Raw genomic sequence first — 25,209 nt, 5'->3', positions numbered from 1 at the left:
ACCAAGGGGCATTGCACTATCGCTACAAGAGCAAATCCGACTACGGCTTTTTAATACTTGTAACAATCGGCAAAGCTCCCAACTTTTTTTCGCTTTCAAAGGTAAACAAAGTTGTCGCGCCTGCTTTTTGTGCCACCCTTGCAATCAGGCAATCTGACAGGTCAACTGAAGCAAATTCCTGATAATCCAACAATGCACAGTTAAGCACAGCCCAATCTTCAAATTGGAATTGAGTGTTGCTTGCCAGTTCGTGCAACACGGTATGGATTTCTTGGCGGGTGCAGCTAAACACGCTTTCCAACACCCATTCCATTTCGGCAATGACAATAGTAGAAACAAATACCTTATCGGCTTGATTGATGATGGCTTGGGCACGCGCCACTTGCCACTCTGGATTTTTGGTGTCGATGGGCTGGAATAAAAAGCGCAGCAAGACATGGGTGTCAACTGCAATCATGGCTGAGGAATTTGTTGGCGGTGCGTTTTTTGATGGCGGTGCTGATGTCTTCGTCTGACGGGAAGTCATTGCCTTTGAGCAGGTGGCTGAATTTGCCCGCAAGATTGTCTGTTTTCATCTTGACGATATGTGCCACACCGTCACGGGCGAAGACTTCGACATAATCGCCGGGTTGTAGGTTTATCGCCTGACAAACGGCTTGCGGCAATGTCACTTGCCTTTTGCTGGTTATTTTGTGCATGGGCTGTCTCCTTGGTATTACTATTGTAAAAATAGTAATACCAAAGTGAGGGTAGGTCAATTTTAGCGGGGTTTGTTGGGGCTTATGTGTTTTGCGCCCCAACCACCTCTTATTAAGCGCAAATCTTGTCAACCAACCACAAGCGTGGAGCTGCTGGATTTTTCGTATCGCTGTCAAACACTCGGCAATTAAATTGTTCTTGCGGCAGCCCCGTGCACCATTTAGCAACTTGTGCGGTTTCTTGGTCGCCATCGGGATGGCCAGGATAAGCCAGCACCGTTAAGATGCCGCCGACCATCAATACTTCACACGCCGCATCCAAAGCCTGCAAAGTCGATTTGGTTTGGGTGATGATGGCTTTGTCGCCGCCTGGCAAATAGCCCAGATTAAACAGGCAGGCTTTGATTTTACCGATCTGTTGGGCAGGGATGTAGTCGGCGAGTTTGGCGTGGCTATCGGGTATTAAAGTAAGGTTTTCGGCGTTGGCGCAGTGTTGGCGCGTTGATTCGATAGCCGAGGCTTGGATGTCAAAACCGTAGACATGGCCTTTTTTACCTACTTTTGCCAGTAAAAATGCGGTGTCGTGACCATTGCCGACGGTGGCGTCAATGGCGACGTCACCTTTTTTTAAATACGCGCTTAACCGTTCGTGGGCTAACTTAGGTAGGGAAATGCGTGGCATAGTGGCGTTGGATAGTAGCGGGTGGTGGTGAGTTGTGCAATAAGGTATCGGCGAAGCGTTGGCTATACCACGGGATTTGTAAACTGCCTTTTGCCCCAAAACCATTAAAAATCGCCAATGGCGGATGGGTTGGATGGAAACCCAAGAACGGCTGTTTATCCAAGGTGCAAGGGCGGACGTTGGCGTGGTGGGCGGTCACTTCGGCTTGTGCTAAGGCAGGGGAAAATGCCGCCAGTCCGCTTAGCAATTGGGTACGCGCGGCAGCGGTGGGGATATTATCCAGCGGGTCATGGCTGAAGGTTGCACCGATGCGGCTTTGTTGCCGGGCCAACGGAATCAGCCAGTTGCCGTAATTTAACAGAGCGTCCGGCAAGGTTTGTTGATGTGCTAAGGTCAGGATTTCACCTTTCGCGGCTTGGAACGGCAGCCAGGAAAACCACGGGTTGTGTATCGCCTGATAGCCTTCGCAAAAGATAATCCGTTTGGGCGTGACATCTTGCCAGCGTAATAACGGACCCAATTCTATGGCTTCGGGGTGAAAATCCGCCAGTCGGTAGCTGTTTCGGGCGATAAAAAAATCTTTCAGACGCGTGAGCAAGGCCCGCGTCAGCAAATAGCCCGTTTGTTGTTGCAGCACCGAACCGTAAGGCATGGGGATATTATAAGGATGTGCCCCAGGTAAATGCGGTTCATCCAGATAAGCCTGGTACGCCACATCGTGCCGCCGTTTTTGCGCCTGGCGGAATTCCGCATCGCTACGCATGGCCCGCAACATCGGTTTTTCGATGTAAAACGCTTGCCCGAAAACAGCGGCGAGTTGCTGGTAACAGCGTTTGGCGGCGGGCAGCAGAATATCCACGTCGGATGATTTGACCCAACGCATTCCGGTGATGGGGTTAACCAATCCCGCCGCGATTTGCGAGGCATTTTCTGTGCCGTTGTCGATGATCAGGATGGACGCGCCACGTTGGCTTAGTTCCCAAGCCAATAAGCTGCCGGCTAGGCCTTGGCCTATGATGAGGAAGTCGACGTGCATTCAAATGCCAGTAATTGCTGTAATTCTTGTGTTGACAACGTCAGTCCCCACCACTTTAAAACCGAAAAAGTATCTGGACTGATTTATTTCAACTTCGGTTAAAAAATGCCCGTCCATATTGATAGCCCCAGTTTATTGGACGTACAGCATACCTTATTGCTGGTTTAGGGTTAACCCCAATGTCCTCTTTTAAGACGGATCAAAGACATGTCATCTGTTAGGCAGTTGGCACTGATGGGCCACACACAGCAATAAGATGGGACGGAACATCCCGAAAAATAGCGGGGAACCCATCAACGAATGTAGATGGGATTGATTTTAGAAAACTTCGAATGCCCTGCCAAGCCAAGCATCATGCGCAACGTAAAGCATCCGCCGCCAACTGCTCGCAGTATTCACCATGCACCAGCTCAAAGCCCAATTTTTCAGCCCATTCAAACTGCGCCTGCCGCCCGATATGTTGCAAGAAAGCCTTCCCATTTACCATTTCGGCCAGATTTTTCAACAAATTCAAACCGATGATGTTATCGGCGTAACGTTCGTCCGGGGCGTTAATGCATAAATAATCAGGGGCCAATTCGGTGATCAGTTGCGGCAGATTTTTCGTGCCGTAACGCAGGCCTATATTCAAAGCAAGCTGATAACCGCGCTGGCGGTAATTGCGTAAACCGTGGATGATCTGGTTATGGTAGGGCGCATAAAAATCGTTGACGACCATGGCAATGGCTATATTGTTAACCGCCAACCCGCATTTCAAAATGGCTTCCTCAAAATAAACCCCGTGATTACGGTCAACCCCAAGGATATGGCGGGGGTCAACGTCTAGGAACAACACACGATTGCTTGGGGTGGCCGTTAAATAATTCAGGATATGCACAATACGGCATAAGCGGTCGAGATTGACGATGGAGGCAGCTTCGGCATTATGCCGATCGGCATCGGCCAGCAACTGCCCGGTTTCTACGGCTTGGATGGGCATAAATTGGGGATCCATCAGCGCTATTTGGGCAATATAAGCAGGTATCGTATGGTAATTGAAGGTTTGCCGCACTGGCGTAATCAGGCTGCCAACATTTACCCCACCCAAACTCCCTGTGATGAAACCATTATTTTGGAAAGCGAGCCGGCTGCCCGAAGCTTCTTGCTCGAACCGCTCATTGAAGTATTCCACTAAGTGCTGTAAAGACATGTTTATCCTCTAGTTTTTTCGTAAAAAACCATCCCGCCTTCCAAAGGCCACATCATTGAAATATTTTGTCCTTATCGGCGCATCCTAAATCTGTTATTATTTTTAATAAAGCGATATTATTAGATTTAATTATCCAAATAACTGATATTTACATTTGGGCGCCCCACTACACAGAAAAGAGGGTAAACAAACGCATTATGAATTTAAGCCAAATTGAACTGCTGCGGATTTTGCAGGAAACCCAACTGAACCTGTCCAAAGCCGCCGAGAAAATGCATGTCGTGCAATCGGCGGTCAGCCGCCAATTGCAACTGTTCGAGGAAGAATTGGGCTCGCCGCTGTTCGAGCGCAGCGGCAAAAAGCTGGTGGCGTTGACGCCCTTAGGGCAACGGGTGATGACGGAAGTGGCGTCGATCTGCCAGGCCAAGCTGAACATCCAATCCATTGCCGCCGATTTCCTCGACAGCAACCAAGGCACGATCCACATCGCCACCACGCACACCCAGGCGAAATATTTCCTGCCCAAACCCATCCAACGCTTCCGGCTCAAATACCCCGGGGTGCGGATTTACATGGTGCAGGCCTCGCCTGAACAGCTGATCCATCAGCTGCATGTGCAAAAAGCCGACATCGCCATCTGCACCGAAAAAGTGGATGCCGATTTTGACCTGGTCACCATGCAATGCTACGAATGGCATCACAGCGTGGTCATGCCCAAAGGCCACCCCTTGTGTGACGGCGAACTCAGCTATGAACGGCTGGCGGCTTACCCGATACTCACCTACAATTTTGGTTTTACTGGCCGTTCAAACATTGAAACGGCTTTTAACCAATCAGGCTGTGAATTGGATATTATCCTCGCCGCCGCAGACACCGACGTGATCAAAACCTATGTCCGTATGGGCTTGGGAGTCGGCCTGATTGCGGGCATGGCCTATGACCCGGTGATAGACCAAGACTTGGTTGCGCGTGACTTATCGCACTTGATCCCCCGTTCAAGCACTAAAATCGCGTACCTGAAGAAAAATTACCTGCCCTTGTACAGCCAACATTTTATTGAAGAGCTACTGTTGGCAGCGAAGGATTTTGAAGGTTAAGCACAACCAGGCAAAGATTTAAAACATCTTCCCTAAAACCCAATGGCCTTAGCCATTGCCGTATGCTGGATTGCCGAAACAAATAGTTCAGATTTGGTGCAAAAAATTGTGGCAACCGCACGTAAGTGAAGCATTAATGTCACATTCCCATCACTACCGGCAATTTTGCCAACCCTAATATCCATCCGATAACTATCTGTAACACCTTGTTTTAATTAATATCCAGCAAGTAACAAATAAACGGTCTAAATACTGGCACAACTTCTGCTTTAAGTTCCACAGTGGTTCTAAAGACGGAACCAAAACCTTAAGCTCACTGTTGAGTATTTGACAAAGGCGTCGACAAACCGAATGGTCATTCTGACCTTCGGTTTCGAGACGCCTTTTTTTTTGCCCTAAATTCCATACAGGAACAGCCACCATGAAACAAACCGGAATGACACTTAAAAAATGGGTGACGGCAATCTCCGCCGTCGCCACCATAACCACCTTGACTTTTGCCACGACTGCGGGCGCGGTTGCCAATCTTGAAAAGGAAAACCTCAAATTCGGCTTCATTAAACTGACCGACATGGCCCCGTTGGCGGTCGCGTTTGAAAAAGGTTTTTTTGAAGACGAAGGGTTGTATGTGCAATTGGAAGCGCAAGCCAATTGGAAAGTGGTCATGGACCGCGTGGTCAGCGGCGAATTGGACGGCTCGCACATGCTCGCCCCCGCCCCCCTAGGCATGAGCATCGGTTTTGGTGCCCAAGCCGACATCGTCACCGCGTTCAGCATGGGGTTTAACGGCAACGCGATCACTGTTTCCAATGAGGTTTGGAAACAAATGAAACCGAATGTGCCGATGGAAGGCGGCAAACCTGCCCATCCCATCAAAGCCGACGCGCTGAAACCTGTCGTGGACAAATTCAAAAGCGAAGGCAAGCCGTTCAATATGGCGATGACTTTCCCCATCGGTAGCCACAACTTGAAACTGCGTTATTGGTTGGCGGCAGGCGGCATCAAACCAGGGTTTTATGCACCGCCACAAGACACGTCCGGGCAATTGGACGCTGACGCCCTGCTCTCGGTCACGCCACCGCCACAAATGCCAGCTACCTTGGAATCCGGCACCATCCACGGCTATTGCGTGGGGGAGCCGTGGAACCAACAAGCCGTGTTTAAAGGCATCGGCATTCCAGTCGTCACCGATGACGAATTATGGCGCGACACGCCAGAGAAAGTGTTTGGTGTGACTAAGGCGTGGGCGGACAAAAACCCCAACACCCACAAAGCGGTCATCAAGGCCTTGATCCGCGCCGCAATCTGGTTGGATGAAGAAAACAACAAAAACCGCAAGGAAGCCATCGAGATGTTGTCACAAAAACAATATGTCGGCGCGGACTATGAGGTGTTGGCGAACAGCATGAATGGCACTTATGAATATGAAAAAGGCGATGTCCGCAAACTGCCGGACTTCAACACTTTCTTCCGTGGCGGTGCGAGCTATCCGTCTTACAGCAGCGCGGTCTGGTACCTGACGCAACTGCGCCGCTGGGGCATGGTCACTGAAGCCAAACCGGACGGCTGGTATATGGAAACCGCGAAAAAAGTCTATCGCCCTGACATTTATCTGGAAGCGGCAAAAGAATTGGTCGCTGACGGCAAAGCCAAAGCCGCTGATTTTCCGGCTGACACCAGCATCAAACCCTCACAAAACTTCTTTATCGACAAGGTCACGTTTGACGCCACCAAACCCAATGCGTATCTGGAGCAATTCCCGATTGGCCTGAAAGGCCAGCAAAAAGTGGTCGGCGGCAAGGTGGTTGATTAAGCTTAATCCGTAGGGTGGGCAACGCGGCCCTGCCCACCTTTTGTTCAAATAATGGTGGGCAGGGCCGCGTTGCCCACCCTACAAAATATTTTCATCAAACTCGTAAGTGAGTGTTCCTGGTTAGATAAGGCTGTCGTTTTGGTGCATGGACGCGCTTTTTTTACGAAATACATTTTTAATCGGTGCGGAAGCACCACGCTAGGAGGCCAGTATGAGCCATCAACTGATCAAATTTTTAAACATCACCGGGCTGACGTGGTTCGTCCCGCTGGTAAAACTGGCGACAGGTGAAAACCCTAGCCAACAATTGCGCGAGTTATGGCTGATTATGGGCATACCGATCATCGCCTTCATGCTGTTTTTGGGGCTTTGGAGCTTCTCGGCATCCAAGGTCAACACCAGCTTGGGGGCGATCCCCGGCCCATCAGCGGTTTGGGAAGAAGCCCACGGCTTAGTGGAAGCGCATTACGCCGAACGCCAGAAAGAAGTGGAGTTTTACCAACGCCAACAAGTGCGTGACGACAAAATGTTAGCGGAAAACCCCAACGCCGAAGTCAAGCATCGCCCTTACACAGGCAAACCGACGTATCTGGACCAAATCCTCACCAGCCTTTACACCGTGTTTGCAGGCTTTGTCATTGCGACCTTGGTGGCTGTGCCGCTGGGGATCCTGTGCGGTATGAGCAGCACCATCAACACCGCGCTCAACCCGATGATCCAAATTTTTAAACCGGTGTCGCCGCTAGCTTGGTTGCCCATCGTCACGCTGATTGTCAGCTCGGTGTATGTGACCACCGATGATTCCTGGTTTGAAAAATCCTTCCTGACTTCCGCCATCACCGTGACGCTGTGTTCGCTATGGCCTACGCTGATCAACACCGCCGTGGGCGTGTCGTCCATCGACAAAGATTTAGTCAATGTCGGTAAAGTCTTGCGTTTGAACTACGCCACGCAGATCCAGAAAATTATCTTACCCTCAGCCCTGCCCTATATTTTCACGGGTATGCGGCTGTCATTGGGCGTGGGCTGGATGGTGCTGATCGCCGCCGAAATGCTCGCGCAAAACCCAGGGCTGGGCAAATTCGTCTGGGATGAGTTCCAAAACGGCAGTTCCAACTCGCTAGGCCGCATCATGGTGGCCGTGTTCACCATCGGCATCATCGGCTTTATCCTCGACCGCATTATGCAGTCTTTCCAAAAAGTCTTCTCTTTCGGACGCGCACTGTAATTAGGAGCTAGCTATGACCGCAGCCACCAAACTTAAACTTGTCCATCCAGCCATGACTGAACAGCCCAAGTCCCCTTCTAATGATCCAGAACTGCCCTTGGTGGAGCTGGTCAATGTCTGCAAATCGTATGGCGAAGGCAAAAATAAGGCCTCGATTTTAAAAAACATCAACTTGTCGATTAAGGACGGCGAGTTTATTGCGATTGTCGGCTTTTCCGGCAGCGGCAAAACCACGTTGATTTCGACGCTTGCCGGCCTGATCCAAGCCGACAGCGGCGCCGTCCTGAAACAAGGCAAGCCGATCACCGCACCCGGCCCTGACCGTGGCGTGGTGTTCCAAAACTATTCGCTGATGCCGTGGTTGACTGTTTTTGAAAACGTCGCGTTGGCGGTGGATGAAATTTTCAAAGACTGGCCTGCCGACAAACGCCGCGCCCATACCGAAAAATATGTGCGCATGGTGAACCTGGGCGCGGCGATGGACAAAATGCCCGCCGAATTGTCCGGCGGGATGCGCCAACGGGTGAATGTGGCACGGGCCTTGGCGGCGAACCCGGACATTTTACTGCTGGACGAACCACTCAGCGCGTTAGATGCTTTGACCCGTGGCAACCTGCAAGACGAGATTTTGTCGATCTGGGAGCAGGAGAAAAAAACCGTGATTTTAATCACCAATGATGTCGATGAAGCCATTTACATGGCGGACCGCGTCATCCCGCTCAACCCTGGCCCCGACGCCACCTTCGGGCCTGATTTTCCGGTGACGATAGCCCGTCCGCGTGACCGCACCGCATTGAACCATAACGAAGAATTCAAACGTTTGCGGGCTGAAATCACCCAATATTTGATGGCCATCGGCATGGAAAAAGCCCAGGACACGCTGGGCGACAAGGTCATCCTACCCAATGTCCGTCCGAACACCAGCAATGATTGGAAAAATGACTCTTCGGCCTTAAAGCCGGAACAGGACAATTTGGGCAAGGCGCGTTATTTGGAATTTTCGCAATTGTCGAAAATTTATCCCAAACCCAGCGGCAACGGCACGGTAAAAGTCGTCGATGGCTTTGATTTGAAAATGAAAAAAGGCGAGTTCATTTCCATCATCGGGCATTCCGGTTGCGGCAAATCAACGGTGTTGTCGATGGCGGCTGGGCTGACTTCCATTTCTGAAGGCGGCATCATCCTTGACAACCGCGAAGTCGATAGCGCCGGGCCTGATAAAGGCGTGGTGTTCCAAGCCCCCAGCCTGTTCCCGTGGCTGACCGCGTTTGAAAATGTCATGCTCGGTGTCGATAAGGTCTATCCCCATGCGAAGAAATCCGAGCGCGAAGACATTGTGGAATATTACCTGACCCGTGTCGGTTTGGGCGATGCCTTACGCAAAAAAGCGGGCGACATGTCCAACGGGATGCGCCAACGCGTCGGCATTGCGCGGGCGTTTGCCTTGTCACCCAAATTGCTGTTGCTGGACGAACCGTTCGGGATGCTGGACTCTTTGACGCGCTGGGAATTGCAGGAAGTGCTGATGGAAGTTTGGGAACGCACGCATGTCACGGCGATTGTCGTGACCCATGACGTCGATGAGGCCATATTGCTCGCCGACCGCGTGGTGATGATGACCAACGGCCCGCACGCCAAAATCGGCAAGATCCAAGAAATTGACCTGCCCCGCCCACGCAGCCGTAAGGCCCTGTTGGCGCATGACGATTATTACCGGTACCGCGAAAGCATCCTGACGTTTCTGACCGAATGCGACCATACGCATTAACAAACGCAAACAGTCCTTCCGGTGAATTGCGCCCTTTATTCCCTGAAGGGCGCACGGGATAAGAAACCGGAAGGCAACATTCCACCCATCCAACACCTATCCATCTTTTTCATTGAAAACAAAGGGGGCTCTATGCCTAAGCAACAACGAAGGAACCTGTCCGGTCCGCTATCAGCCGCGTTATTGTCACTATCCGCTATCAGCCTTCCGGTGTCTGCCGGATTGACGCAACAAGTTGAAGATGCGCTTAATTTTTACCATTACGGGCATAACGGTGCGATCAAGTTTGACTTGAATTACCGTTATGAAAACGTCAACGAAGACAACCGCTTTGGCGCCACCGGGACGGTTCTGCCTACAGCAAAACAACCTGCCACCGCCAACGCCAACACCGCACGTTTGCGCTTAGGTTTCCTTTCACCTGTCTTTTATGGTTTCCAAGGCTATGCCGAATACGAAGGCAACTTGGCGATGCAGGACGATTATAATGACTTGCCACCGCCCTTTGTCGGCAACAACCCGGCTTTTTCCAGGGTGGTCGATCCCGACAAGAGTGAATTGAACCAATTTTGGTTAGCTTACACGGGGATAGCCGACAATATCTTTAAAATCGGGCGGCAACGCATCAAACTGGACGATGACCGCTTTATCGGTAACGTGGGTTGGCGGCAAATGGAACAAACGTATGATTCCATACTGATCACGCACAACAACCAAACCCTGTTCGGCCTAGTCGCCAACGTCGGTTATATCGCCAATGTCCAAACGTTTTTTGGCACCACCGAAAATATCCAAGCCCCGATTATTAACCTGAATTATAAAGCGGGGGATTACGGCAACCTGATCGGTTACGGTTATTTATTGGATTACTCCGAAGCTGAAAATTATGAAAAATCCAGCCAAACTTACGGTTTGCGTGCCACTTGCTGCGTAAAACCGTTGGATTCTTACAAAATTAGCGACAATTTTGGTGTGGTGTACACGGCGGAATGGGGGCATCAAAGCGATTATGGGCATGGCCCTACCCCGTATGACGCCGACCGTTATAACTTCATGGGGGGCTTGAGCGCCTACAACATCATGTTCCAAGGTGCCATGGAACAACTTGACGGTTCCGGTTTGAACAAACATTTTGACACGCCCTTAGGCACCAACCACGCGTTCCAAGGCTGGGCCGACCTGTTTTTGGTCACACCTAACAATGGTATCCGTGATGTTTTTGGTACGGTCATGGTGCCGTTCCAGCGCGGGGATTTGGTGCTGAGCGGCATTTACCATGAATATAGCGATGACACCGGACGCTTCAATTACGGCGACGAATGGAATTTCCAGGCGGTGAAAAAATTTGGCAAGCATTATTCGCTGCTGGCGAAATATGCTTATTACCACGCGGGTGATAATGCCGACCCGAGTTTTAAAAGCACGGACACTCAGAAAATCTGGATACAGGGCAATATCAATTTTTAGTTGAAGAAACCGTAAGATGGGCACAGGTTTTTGTGCCCATCCGAAATATGCAAAAACAGCATCAATAACCGGAAAGGGCAGGACAGCGGTGCTTTAAACGCCTGCTGTTAGTGTCCGCCCTTGGCTGGTTGGTCACCCAAGGCCTCTGGATCTCATACGGTTCCGGAGGCCTCCCCGAAAAATGTTAAAGCCGCGCCGCTAAAACAAAGCGGATTTTTTAGCAATCACATTCCAAGCCGCCAACCACGTTTGCGGACGATAGGCATCGGCTTTTTTATTTAATTCCCCAGATAAAACCATACGCAAGGTGCTATTGATAATGCCGAAAAAATAGGCATTCGCCAGCAAGGGGTCGATGTTGCGGATCTCCCCGGCGCGGATACCGGATTGGATGATTTTGAGGATTTTGACAAACGCGGAGGTTTCGAAAAGGGGTTTTTGTTCGGGGAGAAATTCATTGACAGGCATGACCAACAGGAACTGCATAATGGATGGTGCGTCATCGGTAAGCTTAAAAAACAAATCGACAACGCCGCGCAGCTGTTCTGAGGATTTTTGCGTCCTGCGCCGGATGTCATCAATGGAAACATTGAGGCTGTCGAGGATGTTCTCGTAAAGCTTATTGGCGATGCTTTGTTTGTTATTAAAATGTTGATAAATTGCACTGACGGCCGTTACACCTGACGCTTCGGCAATATCGGTTAATGACGTGTTGAAATAACCTTTTTCAGCAAACAGCTTCAATGCCGCAATAAGTATTTCATTCTGTATTTCAGATTTTGTCTGAGTAGTATTGAGTTCCAGTTCCATTTTCTTCTTTCACAGCCAATTCAATAGGCTGCATCTTATAATTTGAGTGAAATCAAAGTGAAAGCCTTTGATTCGAAATAGTTTATTCTTTTGATATGGCTATCAAAGCGGCTTTCAAATAATTGACCATAGACCAAAGGGTCAGGATAGCGGCAATGTACAACAAGACATAACCCATGCTATTGACGGGAATACCCAACAAATCCTCCCGATACAATAACAAACCGATTGAAATCATTTGCGAGGCGGTTTTCCATTTTGCCAACAAAGACACTTTAACTTTTGCCCGTTGGCCAATTTCCGCCATCCATTCGCGCAACGAAGCGATGGTGATTTCCCGCCCGATAATGACGGCGGCCGGAACCGCCAAATAAGGCGAGGCTTGTTGTTGAACTAAAATGACCAACACCATCGCCACCATCAGCTTATCGGCAACCGGATCTAAAAACGCACCGAATGGTGTTTCCATCTGCATTTTTCTAGCCAGATAACCATCCAACCAATCAGTAAACCCGGCTATGATAAAAATGATCGTACAGGCAATATTGGAATATTGCCACGGCAAGTAGAAAACCACCGTCAATAACGGGATCAAGGCGATCCGTAACAGGGTGATATTGGTAGGTAAATTAAATTCAATTGCCATCTTGATGATGAAAATGCTCGTAAATTCGTTGTGCCAATTGTCGACTTATACCATCTATACTGCAAAGCGCATCGGTCCCGGCTTGGGCGATTCCCTGCAAGCCGCCAAACTGCTTCAATAATTGTTGGCGCCGTTTTGGCCCTAATCCTGCAATGCTTTCTAAGCTCGATTGTTTTTTTGTTTTACCACGGCGTTGCCTATGCCCAGTGACCGCAAACCGGTGCGCTTCATCGCGGATGTGCTGGATTAACAACAAACCGCCCGCACCCGCCGTAATGTCCAGTGGCTGCTCCTGATCCACCAAAATCAGCTTTTCCATGCCGGGTTTCCGGTCTGGCCCTTTGGCAACGCCGACTATCATAACATTGTTTATCGCTAATTCCGCTAGTGCCTTTTGTGCGGCTTGCACCTGGCCTTTGCCGCCGTCAATAAACAAGATGTCCGGCGCGGGATGCTCGCCTTGTTGCAAGCGTTTATACCGCCGTGCCACCGCCTGGTTGATCGCCGCATAATCATCACCGCCCGTAATGCCCTCAATATTGAAACGCCGGTACGCCGATTTGACCGGGCCATTTTGGTCAAACACCACACAGGACGCCACCGTCTGGTCGCCTTGGGTATGGCTAATATCGAAACATTCCAGACGCTTAGGAATATCCGGGCAACGCAATTGCTGTTGCAAACTCAGGAAACGCCCGTACAGGCTTTGTTTATCGGCGAGTTTCGCGGCTAAGGACAATCCGGCATTGGTCATCGCCATTTGTAGCCATTTTGCCCGCTCACCGCGCACACGCGGCGAGATTGTCACCGCATGTTTGGCTTGGTTGCCCAGCACTTCGGCCAATAATTCGACTTCTTCCAATTCATGGCTGACGATCAGCTCTTGCGGTGCCGGCCTATCCAGATAATATTGCGCGATGAACGCCTGCAACACCGCGCCGGGGTCGTGCTCGTCCAACATGCTCGGAAAATACGCCTTATTGCCCAGTTGCTGGCCGTTGCGGATAAAAAACACCTGTACACAGGCCAGGTTCTGTTGGCTGGCACAGGCGATAATATCGACATTGCCTTTTTCGCCTTGCACATAATTTTTTTCCAACACCGTGCGCAAACGCCCGATTTGGTCACGGAAGGCCGCGGCCTGTTCAAATTCCAACGCCGCCGAGGCCTGTTCCATTTGCGTAATCAATTGGCCGATCAGTGCCCCGCCACGCCCGTCCAGGAACATCACGGTATGCGCGACATCTTGCGCATACACGGCTTTATCGACCAGCCCCACGCAGGGTGCGGTGCAACGGCCTATCTGGTGTTGCAAACAAGGCCGGGTACGGGTGTTATAAACCGTGTCTTCACACTGCCGGACCGGAAACAGTTTTTGCAGCAGCTTCAGGCTTTCCTTGGCGGCGGTGGAACTGGGGTAAGGCCCGAAATACTTGCCGGATTTTTTCTTCGCGCCACGATGCAAGGCAATCTGCGGAAATTCATGATCGCTGAGGTATATATAAGGAAAGGATTTATCATCACGCAGACAGATGTTATAGCGCGGCTTGTGGCGTTTGATTTGCTGGCATTCCAGCAACAAGGCCTCGCCTTCGGTATGCGTGACCGTCACCTCGATGCGGGCGACTTTGGCCATCATCACCTGTTGTTTGGGTGACGCCGATTGGTTTTTATAATAACTGGAAACGCGGTTTTTGAGGTTCTTCGCCTTACCGACGTAAATGATCTCATCCTGGGCATTGTACATTTTGTAAATGCCCGGCAAGGTGGTGAGGTTTTTTAAGAAAGTGGTGCTGTCGAACACCGGGGCTGGCGTATCAGAATCCACGCATTATTCCGGGCAAAAATAATATGCTATTGCTGGCCAAGCTGCGCCAGCACTGCGCAAACCTCGGCCACATCCAGTTGCACAATCTGTGCGATAGTGGCGGGGGGCACTCCGGCACGGTGGGCGTTGATGATGGTGTCGCGGCGGTTTTGTTCGACACCCTTTTCCATACCTTTCTCCATGCCTTCCTCAATGCCTTTTTCCATACCCTGCTTTAGCCCTTGTTCCTGGCCTTGTTTCAAGGCCAATTCAAAGGCTCCCCTCATTATCGTGATGTAATCCCGTTTACGGTGTTGCAACTCCAATTCTTCTGTACTCAAATTACTTTCGTTGGCAATGGCGAAGGCCTTTTCCTGCTCTTGCCCCAAATTCTTAGGGACATAATCCAATTTTCCGGCATTTTTTATGAAATAGAGCCACTTGTCCTGAACGGTCTCCAGATCCGCTTCGGTTTTGTTGAATTTCGGCAGCTCAATAAAGACAAGCTCGATGTCATCGCTGTATTCGATAAACCGCTTCTTTTCCAGCAACTTGAAGCAATTGGTTAAAGGTTGATCCGGAAACAGCACAAAATCGGCCAAAGTCAAAGCAATGACCGGATTGAGCAGCGTGAACGGCTGGCCTTGTTGCAATTGCAGCGAATAATTTTTTGCGGCATTGTACAAAACCCGTTGCTCAAAGCCTTCATGGTTCAACACCTGCATTTCGATAATCACGCGGCTACCATCACTAAGCTGGGCTTTGACATCGACAAAGGTGTCTTTCATGCCCTTGAGCATCGGGATGTTATACGGGTCAACAATGGTCAAATCACAGACGCTGCGGCCATTGAAATCGATCACGGCATTAAGGAAACTCAACAAAATGTCCTTGGAGCCTTCGCTACCAAAGACTTTTTTAAACGCAAAATCAGTTCTGATGTCGAGAAATTTCATAAAGCCCTTAAGAAAACAGAGACATTTTAAGGCAACAAACGCTCACCCGCCCAAAGCTGCGCCAAGGTTTCCCGCGCCCTGACCAAATGGCACTGGCCGCCATCAACCATCACCTCGGCGACACGCGGCCTGGAGTTGTAATTGGAACTCATGCTAAAACCATAAGCCCCCGCCGAACGTATCGCCAGCAAATCACCTTGCGCCAATTTCAAGACACGGCCCTTACCCAAAAAATCGCCTGTTTCGCACACCGGGCCGACAATGTCCCACTGTATTTCCGGGGCGTCATCATGCGGGCTGACCGGAATGATATTTTGCCACGCGCTGTACAAAGAAGGGCGCAGCAGATCGTTCATCGCCGCATCGACAATGGCAAAATTTTTGTTGGCGGTGGGCTTAAGGTACTCCACTTGCGTGACCAAAATCCCCGCATTGCCGACGATTGCCCTGCCTGGTTCCAATAAAATTTCATAATCATGCTGGCCTAAACGCGCCAGCACCGCTTGGATGTATTCTGAAGGTTCGGGGGGTTGTTCGTCTTTATAACAAATGCCCAAACCACCGCCCAAATCCAAATGCTGCAGACGGATGCCTTCTTTCTGCAAATTGGCAACCAACTCCAACAGTTTATCCAAAGCATCCAAAAACGGGCGGGTTTCTGTCAATTGCGAGCCGATATGGCAGTCGATGCCGACCACGTTAATATTCGGCATCGCGGCGGCGCGGCGGTATTCGGCGATAGCCGTATCAATATCAATGCCGAATTTATTTTCTTTCAGGCCCGTGGAGATATACGGATGGGTTTTGGCATCGACATCAGGATTGACGCGGAACGACACGGGTGCGGCCACGCCTAGCTGTCCGGCAAGCGTATTGATCCGGTCCAATTCGCCACTGACTTCGATATTAAAACAACGTATGCCCGTTTTTAAGGCCGCGAGGATTTCATCTTCGCGTTTACCGACACCTGAGAACACAATTTTCTTGGCATCGCCGCCCGCCGCCAGCACCCGCTCCATTTCCCCTAGCGAGACAATATCAAAACCCGAGCCCAAACGCGCCAGCACATTCAGCAAACCCAGATTGGAATTGGCCTTGACCGCATAGCAAACCAAGTGCGGCGTATTGCCAAACGCCCCATCAAACGCCTTCCAGTGCCGTTCCAAGGTGGCGCGCGAATAGATATAGCAAGGGCTGCCGAATTTATACACAATGTCCTGCACCGCCACGTCTTCGGCAAACAGTTCATTATCCCGATAATTAAAATAGTCCATGGTTATTATTTTTTTGGGGTTTCTATTGGGGCGGGCGGCGTTTTATCCGGCAGATAAAGCGGCCCCGGTTGACCGCAAGCGGCAAGCACTAAGTTTAACAGTAAAAATAGGGTTAATTTCGAAAGCTTCATTTTATTGGTATCGGAATGGGCCACATAAGCCCTTTATGTTATCGTAAAACGGCATGGCACCGGAAAAGTTTGGACGCGGGCCAAGCGCTCACCCTTTAAGCGCATATTGTATGCCGTGCCACGCCACTTCCGCGAGCAATTCCAATTCCGCTTCGGTAATCACATACGGCGGCATGAAATAAATGACATTGCCCAAAGGCCGCAGCAACACGCCTTGGGCCAAAGCATATTGGTAAACCTTCAGCCCGCGCCGTTCTTGCCACGCAAACGGTTCGCGGGTGGCTTTGTTTTTGACCAGCTCTATCGCCAAAATCATCCCCGTCTGCCGCACTTCGGCAACATTGGGATGGTCATGGAAGCGCACCGCCACCTCCGCCAGTTTGGCAATCAGCCGCTGGTTTTTGTTGATGACATTGTCTTGCTGGAAAATCCCTATCGTAGCCAACGCCGCCCGGCACGCCAGCGCATTGCCTGTGTAGCTGTGTGAATGCAGGAACGCGGTCAACTGGGTGTAATCCGCGTAAAACGCCTGATAAATATTGTCGGTCGTCAGCACCGCCGACAAGGGCAGATAACCTCCCGTCAAGCCCTTGGACAAACACAGGAAATCGGGGCTAATGCTGGCCTGTTCACAGGCGAACAGTGTCCCCGTGCGCCCAAATCCCACGGCGATTTCATCGGCGATCAGGTGCACGCCGTATTTATCACACGCTTGGCGCAGCAACTTTAAATACACCGGATCATACATGCGCATACTGCCAGCGCATTGCACCAGCGGCTCGATGATCACTGCGCAGACGGTGCCAGCGTGTTGCTGTAAGGCTTGTTCCATCAATGTGAAACGGCGTGTGGAATACTCCGCCCATGTCTCGCCCACTTCCCGGAAATAACAATCCGGCCCGGGCACGGTGATGACGTCCATCAACAAAGGCGCGTAAGTCTCCTTGTACAGCGCGACATTGCCCACCGCCAACGCGCCCAAGGTTTCTCCATGGTAACTGTTTTCCAAGGTGATAAATTTGGTTTTTTGCGTTTGCCCACCGTTGCGCCAGTAATGGAAACTCATTTTCAGCGCGACTTCCACCGCCGCCGAACCATTATCGGCATAAAAACAGCGGTTCAGGCCAGCGGGGGTGATGTCCACCAATTTTTCGGCAAGCTTAATCCCCGTTTCATGCGTGAAACCCGCAAAAATGACATGCTCCAAGGTGTCAAGCTGCTCTTTCAGTGCGGCATTGATAATCGGGTTGGCATGGCCGAACAAATTCACCCACCACGAACTGACCGCATCCAAATAACGCTTGCCGTCAAAATCTTCCAACCACACGCCCCGCCCTGTTTTTATGGGGATCATCGGCAGGTTTTCATGATCTTTCATTTGGGTGCAAGGATGCCATAACACGGCGAGGTCGCGGTTGGCTAAGATTTTGTTATTCATAACTTTTTATCTGTTTAATTTCAAGCGTCGGGTTTGCTCGATAGAGCGTAACCCGACAAATGCCGCTCAGGTGGTGTCGGGTTACGCTATCGCTTTTATGCCCTATGGGTAAACCCGACCTACCTAGTTATCCTGCTGAAAGACCATCCCTTCCTCCCGGCAAACCCTTAACCGAGCGGAAACTCACCAGTTTTTGCTTTTGTTCATCCCATAAATTCAGCCAAAGCGATTTCAGGCTCTTACGGATGGTCAGCGGAGCCACGGTTTGCAAAGCGGGCACTTCATCCAGGCAACGTTGCAAATTATAGTTGGGGATATTGGCTTTGACATGATGGATATGATGCAGGCCAATATTGCCGACCAGCCATTGCAGCACTTTAGGCAATTTGTAATACGAACTGCCTTCCAAGCCCGACTTGGTCAAATCCCAATTGGCATGGCGTACCCAATAAGCATCCTCGTACTGGTGCTGGACATAGAACAGCCACATACCCGCAGTGGCCGCCAGCAAAATGATCGGCAATTGGATCAGCAAATAATTCTGCAAACCCAAGGTAAACCCCATCACCGCGATGATTGCGGCGATGGCGGCATTGGTCAGCAGGACACTACGGCGCTCACGTTTTCCGGCCCCTGTATTGGCAAAGCGCTGGACAACCAGAAATAGGGTGATGGGGATGATGCCAAACAACACCAAAGGGCTACGGAACAGCCGGTAGCCTAAACGTTTTAATTTGGATGATGCCAAATATTCTTCCACCGTCATCGTCCAAATATCGCCTGTACCGCGCTGGTCGAGATCGCCTGAAGTCGCATGATGGACAACATGGGTATATTGCCAATTTTCAAACGGCGTGAATAGCATAATCCCGGTGATATAACCGAAAATCCGGTTGGCAATGCGGGAAGGGAAAAATGCGCTATGGCAGCAGTCATGGAAAAAAATAAAGATGCGCACCAACAGGGCGGATGCCGGGATAGCCAATAACAAAACTAACCAGTAGGAATAACCTTGCACGATGAAGTAAATCATCAATGCCCATAAACCTAGGTACGGAATGAGGGTGTTCGATATTTGCCAAGTCGCTTTCAGATAATCCGCTTGGGCATATTTTGCAACGGCTTGGATCAAGGCTTGCCGGTTGGGTTGGGGATTTGCGCAATCGCCAGTTAACGGCATTTCGCAAAAGGTAACGGGTTGTGGCATAAGTTTAACTCATAAAAAATTTTCGGGGGATGATTACGCTTTTGTGGGGCACTACAGCAACCATCATCTGGATGGTTTGACGCTGAAGTGATTAGAAAATAAAAGACTAGAGATACAGCTTTTAGTCGGGCTAGAAAAGGAAACCGTTGACGGTTTGGGAAACTGGCTGGAAAAAAACGATGGATGTCGGATGCTACGCTAAATCTTTTTTGACGTAATTGTCAGGCTATTGGGCCAGCAGCACTGTTTTAAAGGTTACTGTTAAATAGCTGGATACTAGATTGCGGAACTGTTAACGAAGTTCCCAATTGATAAAAAGTAGGGGATGGCGTTATCCCTTCAACGTTTCAAAATACCTATAGGCACTGTAAACGTTACGGAACGGGTCGCTTAATGCGCCTACGGTTGGTACAAACCCGTTCCAGCTGTAGACTCTACTTGAGTTCCACTTAGTAATTGATGTTACGCAGACATTTTCTGCAAATTGAAAATAAAAAATAGTGAGTCGCTATCGCGACGATTATTTAATCGGGTTCTCGCACCCGACGGCGAGACACTTTCTTTTGCGCCGCCTCGGCAACTGCTCCTGCGTTGCCCTACCTCTGTCCATAGACCACCCTTTAGTGGTGGCATCCATGCAGTCGAAAAGAAAGTGTCCAAAGAAAAGGCGGCCCGGTTGCCACTTCATCCTGCGCTCCTCGGTTTTGTCGGGGGTCGGTAGAAGGGCTTCCTGCCCTTTATGCCCTTTATGCCCTTTATGCCCTTTATGCCCTTTATGCCCTTTATGCCCTTTGGGTACTCTACCGACGAGCGGCATCCCTGCCGCTCCCCTTTATGCCCTGCGGGTATTCGGGCTGATCCCGACAAAACCTACGGTGCTCGGCGCGGCAAACGGGAGCAAAAACACGTTACTGCGTAACGTCAGTTAGTAAAATTTATACCCTACAATTTCGGCGACTTAAAGCTTGGGCCGCATGTGCGGGAACAACAGCACATCACGGATCGAAGGCGAATCGGTGAACAGCATCACCAAACGGTCAATACCAATCCCCTCACCTGCCGTCGGCGGCATCCCGTGCTCCAGCGCCACAATGTAATCGGCATCAAAGTGCATCGCCTCATCATCACCCGCTTCTTTTTCTTCCACTTGTTTTTGGAAACGCGCGGCTTGGTCTTCGGCATCGTTCAGCTCGGTGAAGCCGTTGGCGATTTCGCGGCCACCGACAAAAAACTCGAAGCGGTCGGTGACATGCGGGTCGTTGTCATTGCGCCGCGCCAACGGTGACACTTCCACCGGATAGGCGGTGATAAACGTCGGTTGCATCAAACGGCTTTCGACAGTTTTTTCAAAGATTTCAATCTGGATTTTACCTAAGCCGTACCCCTCCTTAACGGGGATATGCAGGTTTTCCGCCACTTTTACTGCGGCTTCACGGGTCGCCAAATCATCGGCGGTCAAGTCAGGATTGAAATGCAGGATGGACTCCACCACCGTCATGCGTTGGAACGGTTTACCAAAATCGTATTCTTCGCCTTGGTAATTGATGACGGTGTGCCCAACCACTTCCTCGGCAATGCCGCGCAACATGGCTTCAGTCAAGTCCATCAAATCCTGGTACTCGGCGTAGGCTTGGTAAAACTCCAGCATCGTGAATTCAGGGTTATGGCGGGTCGATAAGCCTTCGTTGCGGAAGTTGCGGTTGATTTCAAACACCCGCTCAAAACCACCGACCACTAAGCGTTTCAGATACAACTCCGGCGCGATACGCAGGAACATATCCATATCCAGCGCGTTGTGGTGGGTGGTGAACGGACGCGCCGTCGCGCCGCCGGGAATGACTTGCATCATCGGCGTTTCGACTTCCAAAAACTGGCGGTCAGTCAAAAATTGGCGGATGTAGGCGACGATTTTCGAACGGATGAAAAAGGTGTTGCGCGATTCCTCGCTCATGATCAAATCCAAATACCGTTGGCGGTATTTGATTTCCTGATCGGCAATGCCGTGGAATTTTTCCGGCAAGGGGCGCAGGGCTTTCGTCAACAAGCGGATGCTGTCGACTTTGATGCTCAATTCATCGGTTTGGGTTTTGAACAACACGCCTTCCGCACCAATGATGTCGCCGATGTCCCATTTTTTGAACTGCTCGTTATACAGGCCTTCGGGCAAGGCGTCACGGGTCACATACAACTGGATTTTGCCGGACATATCCTGGATATGGCAGAAACTCGCCTTGCCCATGACGCGGCGGGTCATCATCCGTCCGGCAATTTTGACTCGCAGCGGTTCGGCTTCGAGTTCTTCTTTGGTTTTGCTGGCATATTCAGCTAAAACCTCGCCAGCAATCACGTTGCGGCGGAAGTCGGTTGGAAAAGCAATACTGTGTTCGCGCAACTCGTTTAATTTGCTACGGCGTTGGCGGATTTGTTCTTGTTCGTCTTGTTGGATTTCGGACATGATTTTAGTGTTAAAGTAAAAATATAAATGTAATGTTGAATTTATTCGGCGGCTTTATAACGCGCCTTAGTAACCGCTACGGCTTCGCTATGTTTCACAATCGGTGCCGGATAAAAATCACCGTAATGTTTTTGTTCCCATTGATGGATGGTTTTAATCGGCACTTTGCGTAATTCGGGTAGCCATTGATAAAGGTAATCGCCTTGCGGGTCAAATTTTTGTTGCTGTAGCCACGGGTTAAAAATACGGAAATACGGTTGGGCATCGCAGCCTGTCGAAGCCGCCCATTGCCAATTGCCGTTGTTAACACACGGGTCGTAATCGACCAAGTGTTGGGCAAAATACCGCTCGCCCCACCGCCAACTGATGCGCAAATCCTTTACCAAAAACGACGCGGTGATCATGCGCACCCGATTGTGCATAAAACCCGTGGCGTTCAGCTCACGCATCCCGGCATCGACAATCGGAAAGCCCGTTTTGCCATCAGCCCAGGCTTGGAATTTGCCATGGTCATTATCCCAAACCAACGTATCGAATTTATCAATAAACGCGTGACCAAACACTTTGGGGAAGTGGTAAGCGATATGGGTGAGAAAATCCCGCCAGTACAATTGCCGCAATAAGGGATGCCCTTCACCCAATTGCCGCTTGATCGCATGATAAGCCTCGCGCACCGACACCGTACCAAATTTCAAATGCGCCGATAATTGGCTGGTGGCGGACAGAGCCGGAAAATCGCGTTGGACGGCATAATCAGTGCAATTAGCCAATTGCGCTAATCTAGCCAAACCTGCTGTGCGCCCACCTGGCACAACAGCTTTTTCTGCCCCACCTAATGTTTCTAGCGTGGCGTTCGTTTGAACCGTTAAAAACCGTCCTGCTACCAATGCCTCTGGCAAAACCACAGGGAGTTGTTTGGCATTGTTATAAAAAGCCGTGAACACTTTATAGGCACTGCCATCGTGTTTTACCGCTTGTTCGGGTTCGGTCAGCAAAGCATCCGGCAAGATGTGCAAGGTTATGCCTAGCTGTTGGCAAACTGTGCCTATTTCATAATCGCGTTGGCGGCTAAACGGGCTGTAATCGCGGTTGAAAAATACGGCTTGGATAGCGTGTTGTTTATGCAAATCTTCAATCACTTGGCTAGGCAAGCCTTGGAACAAACTCAATTCCGCACCGATTGCCTTGCACTGCACCGCTAACTCCGCAAGCGATTCACGCATAAATTGCAGCGCGGGTTGGCTTTGATAAGGATGCGGCTGGATTTGCCTTTCGTCCAATACAAATCCGGCGATCACTTGTGCACTAAAACGTAAGGCGGCGTTCAGGGCAGTGTTGTCAGCCAGGCGTAGGTCGCGGCGAAATAGAAAAAGACTGGTTTGGTATTCGGACATCAGAATAATACAAAATCACAGAGACTATTTGCCATCATCAAGCGGATTCAAGTAGTGGAAGAGATGTAGCCTATCAATTCAGTTGAGATGTCCAAAAACAATGTCCATGGAATTTAGCCAATTCAAAGGAGCAAGTTTAAATCACCTGCTCTATTGCTTTGGAGGTATTGTTAAGTAATTTGACATAAGTTTTATGGTATAAAATATAAGCTTTTTGAGCCACCGCCCCCATGCCACGTTTAAAATTTGTCCGGCCACTCAGCGACACAGACAAGCAAGAGTTGGATGCGCTTTACAAGACCCACCCAAACTTTAAGGTGCGAAGACGCGCCCACGCCTTGTTGCTGAGCGGCAGCGGGCATACGATAAACCAGCTACAAGCCATTTTCCAGGTTGACCGTGACCCTATCAGCCAGTGGATCNACCGCTTCAACGCGCAAGGCGTCGGCGGGCTTGGGGATTTGCCGCGCTCCGGGCGGCCACCGATTTACACGCCGGAAGAAATCGCACTGTTCCGGGCACAATTGGACGAAGAACCGCGCCAAATCAAGCAGGCCCAAGCCCTTCTGGAGGCCCGGACCCGGAAAAAGTCGGCGACCGGGACGTTAAGGCGCATTTTAAAAAAACCGGTTATTCATGGCGGCGGTGCAGGCGCTCCGTAAAAGGAAGGCGTTGTGCCAATGGCTTTGCCAAGGCCAAAGCCATCCAAACCGTCATGAAACAATGGGCCGATGAAGACAAAATCAGCCTGTACTATTTTGACGAGTCAGGCTTCAGCACCGCGTCCTCCGTGCCTTACGCCTGGCAACCCAAAGGCCGGACGTTGGAAATCCCCTGTTTCCATAGCCAGCGCCTCAATGTCCTGGGGTTTGTTTCCCGGGACAGCCGGTCTTTTTTCCACACCGTTGAAGGGCGCGTCAAAACAGAACAGGTGGCCGGGGCCTTCGACCTGTTTGCCGCACACTATGGCGACGGCTACGCCGTCCATAAAAAACCGTGCGTCGTCATTATTGACAACGCTTCCATGCACACCAGCCGTGCCTTTTTGGCACGCCGCGACGACTGGATGGCGCAAGGTGTCGTGTTGCATTATCTGCCGCCCTATAGCCCTGAGCTTAACCTGATCGAAATCGTCTGGCGCAAGATCAAGTATGAATGGCTGCCCCTATCGTGCTATGCCAGTTACGGGACATTGAAACAGGCCGTATTGGACATCCTTTCAAAATTCGGCGATGAATACCGGGTTACTTTTGTGTAATTACTTATCAAGTAATGCCCAATCCATCCGATAAATGTACATATCTTCAAAATAAACGCCACCTATAAAGTTTTTTCCAAGTCTGTTGTTTCCAAGGATAGCCGTCCCTAGAACACTACGCTTTAATGCTTTAACAATACGATTATTGGTGTCGGATACACGAATATCATGTAACGAAATCACTTCTTCTGAATTGGTAGATTCATTAATATCATTAATTCGCTTGTAGTAGTTTCTAGGCCCTTCGCTTTCAACTAGAGGTGAAACTATCGTCAACTCCCACGTTTTTTCTTTGTCATCCAATAACCAAAAGGCGGCTTGCACTTGCGCATCAGATTCATCTAATCGTTTGATTAAATTTTCACCCGCTACAACCATTTCTTTGGAAAACCATTGTGTCATAAATAGTTCTTTAGCCATGGTAACACTCCTGATTGACTGTCGGTGATTGCATTAAAAAGATCATGGGCATTTTGTTTGGTTATGGCGCAATCATAGCGGGATTCTTCTGACCACTTGCTGGCAACGGCCCAATTTAATTTAAACTCTTTATTTTGACTCTCTTGTTCGGATAGCTCTTGCTTCAAACCAGCTATATTAAATAGCTTAATAAAATCATGAGTGTAGCTATCATTGGCAAGCTTTTTATCTGGAAAATCAAATGCCTTAACTTGCTTGGCAACACACGCCTTTAATATGCATTCCAACGCATAACCTGCCAAATAGTAAGCCCCATGATAGCAATCGGCAGCTAAAAGAATTTCTGCTTCTTTTATTCTAATATCGGCTAAGTGTTCAAGTTCGGTTTTGTTCATAGTCGATGGATAAGGCGTTTATTGACAATAAAAAATGAGG

General features: G+C 50.0%; 23 protein-coding genes and 1 pseudogene. 7 read left to right on the top strand and 17 right to left on the bottom strand.

Annotated elements, in window-relative coordinates:
* Positions 1–40 precede the first annotated feature (40 nt).
* From METMI_RS23940 to METMI_RS0112645, 5 genes are all read right to left on the bottom strand, one after another.
* Complete coding sequence (locus tag METMI_RS23940; protein ID WP_019866669.1) at positions 41–457, bottom strand: PIN domain-containing protein; 417 nt, start codon at positions 455–457, stop codon at positions 41–43.
* Positions 444–698 (bottom strand): AbrB/MazE/SpoVT family DNA-binding domain-containing protein, encoded by a 255-nt coding sequence (locus METMI_RS26975; protein WP_019866668.1) that lies wholly within the window; start codon positions 696–698, stop codon positions 444–446. Before METMI_RS26975 ends, METMI_RS23940 begins: the two co-directional genes overlap by 14 nt.
* Before the next feature lie 112 nt (positions 699–810).
* Positions 811–1,380: a class I SAM-dependent methyltransferase gene (locus METMI_RS0112655; RefSeq protein ID WP_019866667.1), complete on the bottom strand. Its 570-nt coding sequence runs from the start codon at positions 1,378–1,380 to the stop codon at positions 811–813.
* Positions 1,358–2,416 (bottom strand): NAD(P)/FAD-dependent oxidoreductase, encoded by a 1,059-nt coding sequence (locus METMI_RS27875; RefSeq protein ID WP_019866666.1) that lies wholly within the window; start codon positions 2,414–2,416, stop codon positions 1,358–1,360. The genes METMI_RS0112655 and METMI_RS27875 overlap by 23 nt, the downstream gene beginning before the upstream one ends.
* A 352-nt stretch (positions 2,417–2,768) precedes the next feature.
* Positions 2,769–3,605, bottom strand: a complete 837-nt coding sequence (locus METMI_RS0112645; protein WP_019866665.1) for a hypothetical protein — start codon at positions 3,603–3,605, stop codon at positions 2,769–2,771.
* 197 nt (positions 3,606–3,802) lie between these two features.
* Between METMI_RS0112645 and METMI_RS0112640 the strand changes: the two genes are divergently transcribed.
* The 5 genes from METMI_RS0112640 to METMI_RS0112615 all read left to right on the top strand — a co-directional run bounded on the left by METMI_RS0112640 (position 3,803) and on the right by METMI_RS0112615 (position 10,978).
* Positions 3,803–4,702: a LysR substrate-binding domain-containing protein gene (locus METMI_RS0112640; protein ID WP_029151672.1), complete on the top strand. Its 900-nt coding sequence runs from the start codon at positions 3,803–3,805 to the stop codon at positions 4,700–4,702.
* Positions 4,703–5,123: 421 nt separating this feature from the next.
* Positions 5,124–6,515, top strand: coding sequence for a CmpA/NrtA family ABC transporter substrate-binding protein (locus tag METMI_RS0112630; protein ID WP_019866663.1), 1,392 nt, complete (start codon positions 5,124–5,126; stop codon positions 6,513–6,515).
* A 211-nt stretch (positions 6,516–6,726) separates the two neighbouring features.
* Positions 6,727–7,743 (top strand): ABC transporter permease, encoded by a 1,017-nt coding sequence (locus METMI_RS0112625; protein ID WP_019866662.1) that lies wholly within the window; start codon positions 6,727–6,729, stop codon positions 7,741–7,743.
* Between the two features lie 52 nt (positions 7,744–7,795).
* Positions 7,796–9,511, top strand: coding sequence for an ABC transporter ATP-binding protein (locus METMI_RS0112620; protein ID WP_051102418.1), 1,716 nt, complete (start codon positions 7,796–7,798; stop codon positions 9,509–9,511).
* Between the two features lie 132 nt (positions 9,512–9,643).
* Positions 9,644–10,978, top strand: coding sequence for an alginate export family protein (locus METMI_RS0112615; RefSeq protein ID WP_029151671.1), 1,335 nt, complete (start codon positions 9,644–9,646; stop codon positions 10,976–10,978).
* Positions 10,979–11,176: 198 nt separating this feature from the next.
* Here the strand turns inward: METMI_RS0112615 and METMI_RS0112610 are convergent, their stop codons facing one another.
* The 10 genes from METMI_RS0112610 to METMI_RS0112560 form a co-directional block, all read right to left on the bottom strand.
* Positions 11,177–11,788, bottom strand: a complete 612-nt coding sequence (locus tag METMI_RS0112610) for a TetR/AcrR family transcriptional regulator (RefSeq protein WP_019866659.1) — start codon at positions 11,786–11,788, stop codon at positions 11,177–11,179.
* 82 nt (positions 11,789–11,870) lie between these two features.
* Complete coding sequence (gene pgsA, locus METMI_RS0112605) at positions 11,871–12,434, bottom strand: CDP-diacylglycerol--glycerol-3-phosphate 3-phosphatidyltransferase (protein ID WP_019866658.1); 564 nt, start codon at positions 12,432–12,434, stop codon at positions 11,871–11,873.
* Positions 12,424–14,262 carry an excinuclease ABC subunit UvrC gene (gene uvrC, locus METMI_RS0112600; protein ID WP_019866657.1) on the bottom strand — a complete coding sequence of 613 codons (1,839 nt, stop codon included), beginning with the start codon at positions 14,260–14,262 and terminating at the stop codon, positions 12,424–12,426. The genes pgsA and uvrC overlap by 11 nt, the downstream gene beginning before the upstream one ends.
* 26 nt (positions 14,263–14,288) lie before the next feature.
* Positions 14,289–15,197: an Rpn family recombination-promoting nuclease/putative transposase gene (locus METMI_RS0112595; protein WP_019866656.1), complete on the bottom strand. Its 909-nt coding sequence runs from the start codon at positions 15,195–15,197 to the stop codon at positions 14,289–14,291.
* Positions 15,198–15,223: 26 nt separating this feature from the next.
* Positions 15,224–16,471, bottom strand: coding sequence for a diaminopimelate decarboxylase (gene lysA / locus METMI_RS0112590; protein ID WP_019866655.1), 1,248 nt, complete (start codon positions 16,469–16,471; stop codon positions 15,224–15,226).
* A 5-nt stretch (positions 16,472–16,476) separates the two neighbouring features.
* Positions 16,477–16,602, bottom strand: coding sequence for an LPS translocon maturation chaperone LptM (gene lptM / locus METMI_RS27870; RefSeq protein ID WP_156829846.1), 126 nt, complete (start codon positions 16,600–16,602; stop codon positions 16,477–16,479).
* 88 nt (positions 16,603–16,690) lie between these two features.
* Positions 16,691–18,040, bottom strand: a complete 1,350-nt coding sequence (locus METMI_RS0112580) for an adenosylmethionine--8-amino-7-oxononanoate transaminase (protein WP_019866653.1) — start codon at positions 18,038–18,040, stop codon at positions 16,691–16,693.
* 127 nt (positions 18,041–18,167) lie between these two features.
* Complete coding sequence (locus METMI_RS0112575) at positions 18,168–19,247, bottom strand: fatty acid desaturase (protein ID WP_019866652.1); 1,080 nt, start codon at positions 19,245–19,247, stop codon at positions 18,168–18,170.
* A gap of 958 nt (positions 19,248–20,205) precedes the next feature.
* Complete coding sequence (lysS, locus tag METMI_RS0112565) at positions 20,206–21,702, bottom strand: lysine--tRNA ligase (RefSeq protein WP_019866650.1); 1,497 nt, start codon at positions 21,700–21,702, stop codon at positions 20,206–20,208.
* A gap of 41 nt (positions 21,703–21,743) precedes the next feature.
* The gene (locus METMI_RS0112560; RefSeq protein WP_019866649.1) at positions 21,744–23,096 is read right to left on the bottom strand and encodes a cryptochrome/photolyase family protein; all 1,353 of its coding nucleotides are present in this window, start codon (positions 23,094–23,096) and stop codon (positions 21,744–21,746) included.
* A 230-nt stretch (positions 23,097–23,326) separates the two neighbouring features.
* Here METMI_RS0112560 and METMI_RS27865 point away from each other — a divergent pair.
* Positions 23,327–23,704 (top strand): annotated as a pseudogene (locus tag METMI_RS27865) (helix-turn-helix domain-containing protein); the annotation flags it as partial.
* Positions 23,620–24,354, top strand: coding sequence for an IS630 family transposase (locus METMI_RS26965; RefSeq protein WP_232215281.1), 735 nt, complete (start codon positions 23,620–23,622; stop codon positions 24,352–24,354). The pseudogene METMI_RS27865 and the gene METMI_RS26965, both read left to right, overlap by 85 nt.
* Here the strand turns inward: METMI_RS26965 and METMI_RS0112540 are convergent, their stop codons facing one another.
* A complete protein-coding gene (locus METMI_RS0112540) occupies positions 24,355–24,774 on the bottom strand; it encodes a hypothetical protein (protein ID WP_019866646.1) in 420 nt (139 codons plus the stop codon).
* Complete coding sequence (locus tag METMI_RS0112535) at positions 24,753–25,169, bottom strand: HEPN domain-containing protein (RefSeq protein WP_019866645.1); 417 nt, start codon at positions 25,167–25,169, stop codon at positions 24,753–24,755. The genes METMI_RS0112540 and METMI_RS0112535 overlap by 22 nt, the downstream gene beginning before the upstream one ends.
* Positions 25,170–25,209 lie beyond the last annotated feature (40 nt).

Origin of the sequence: Methylovulum miyakonense HT12, assembly GCF_000384075.1 — a bacterium.
In the GTDB taxonomy this organism is placed as follows: Bacteria; Pseudomonadota; Gammaproteobacteria; order Methylococcales; family Methylomonadaceae; genus Methylovulum; species Methylovulum miyakonense.
Note: the sequence above shows the minus strand (reverse complement) of the source record. Positions and strands in the feature narration are given on the sequence as shown.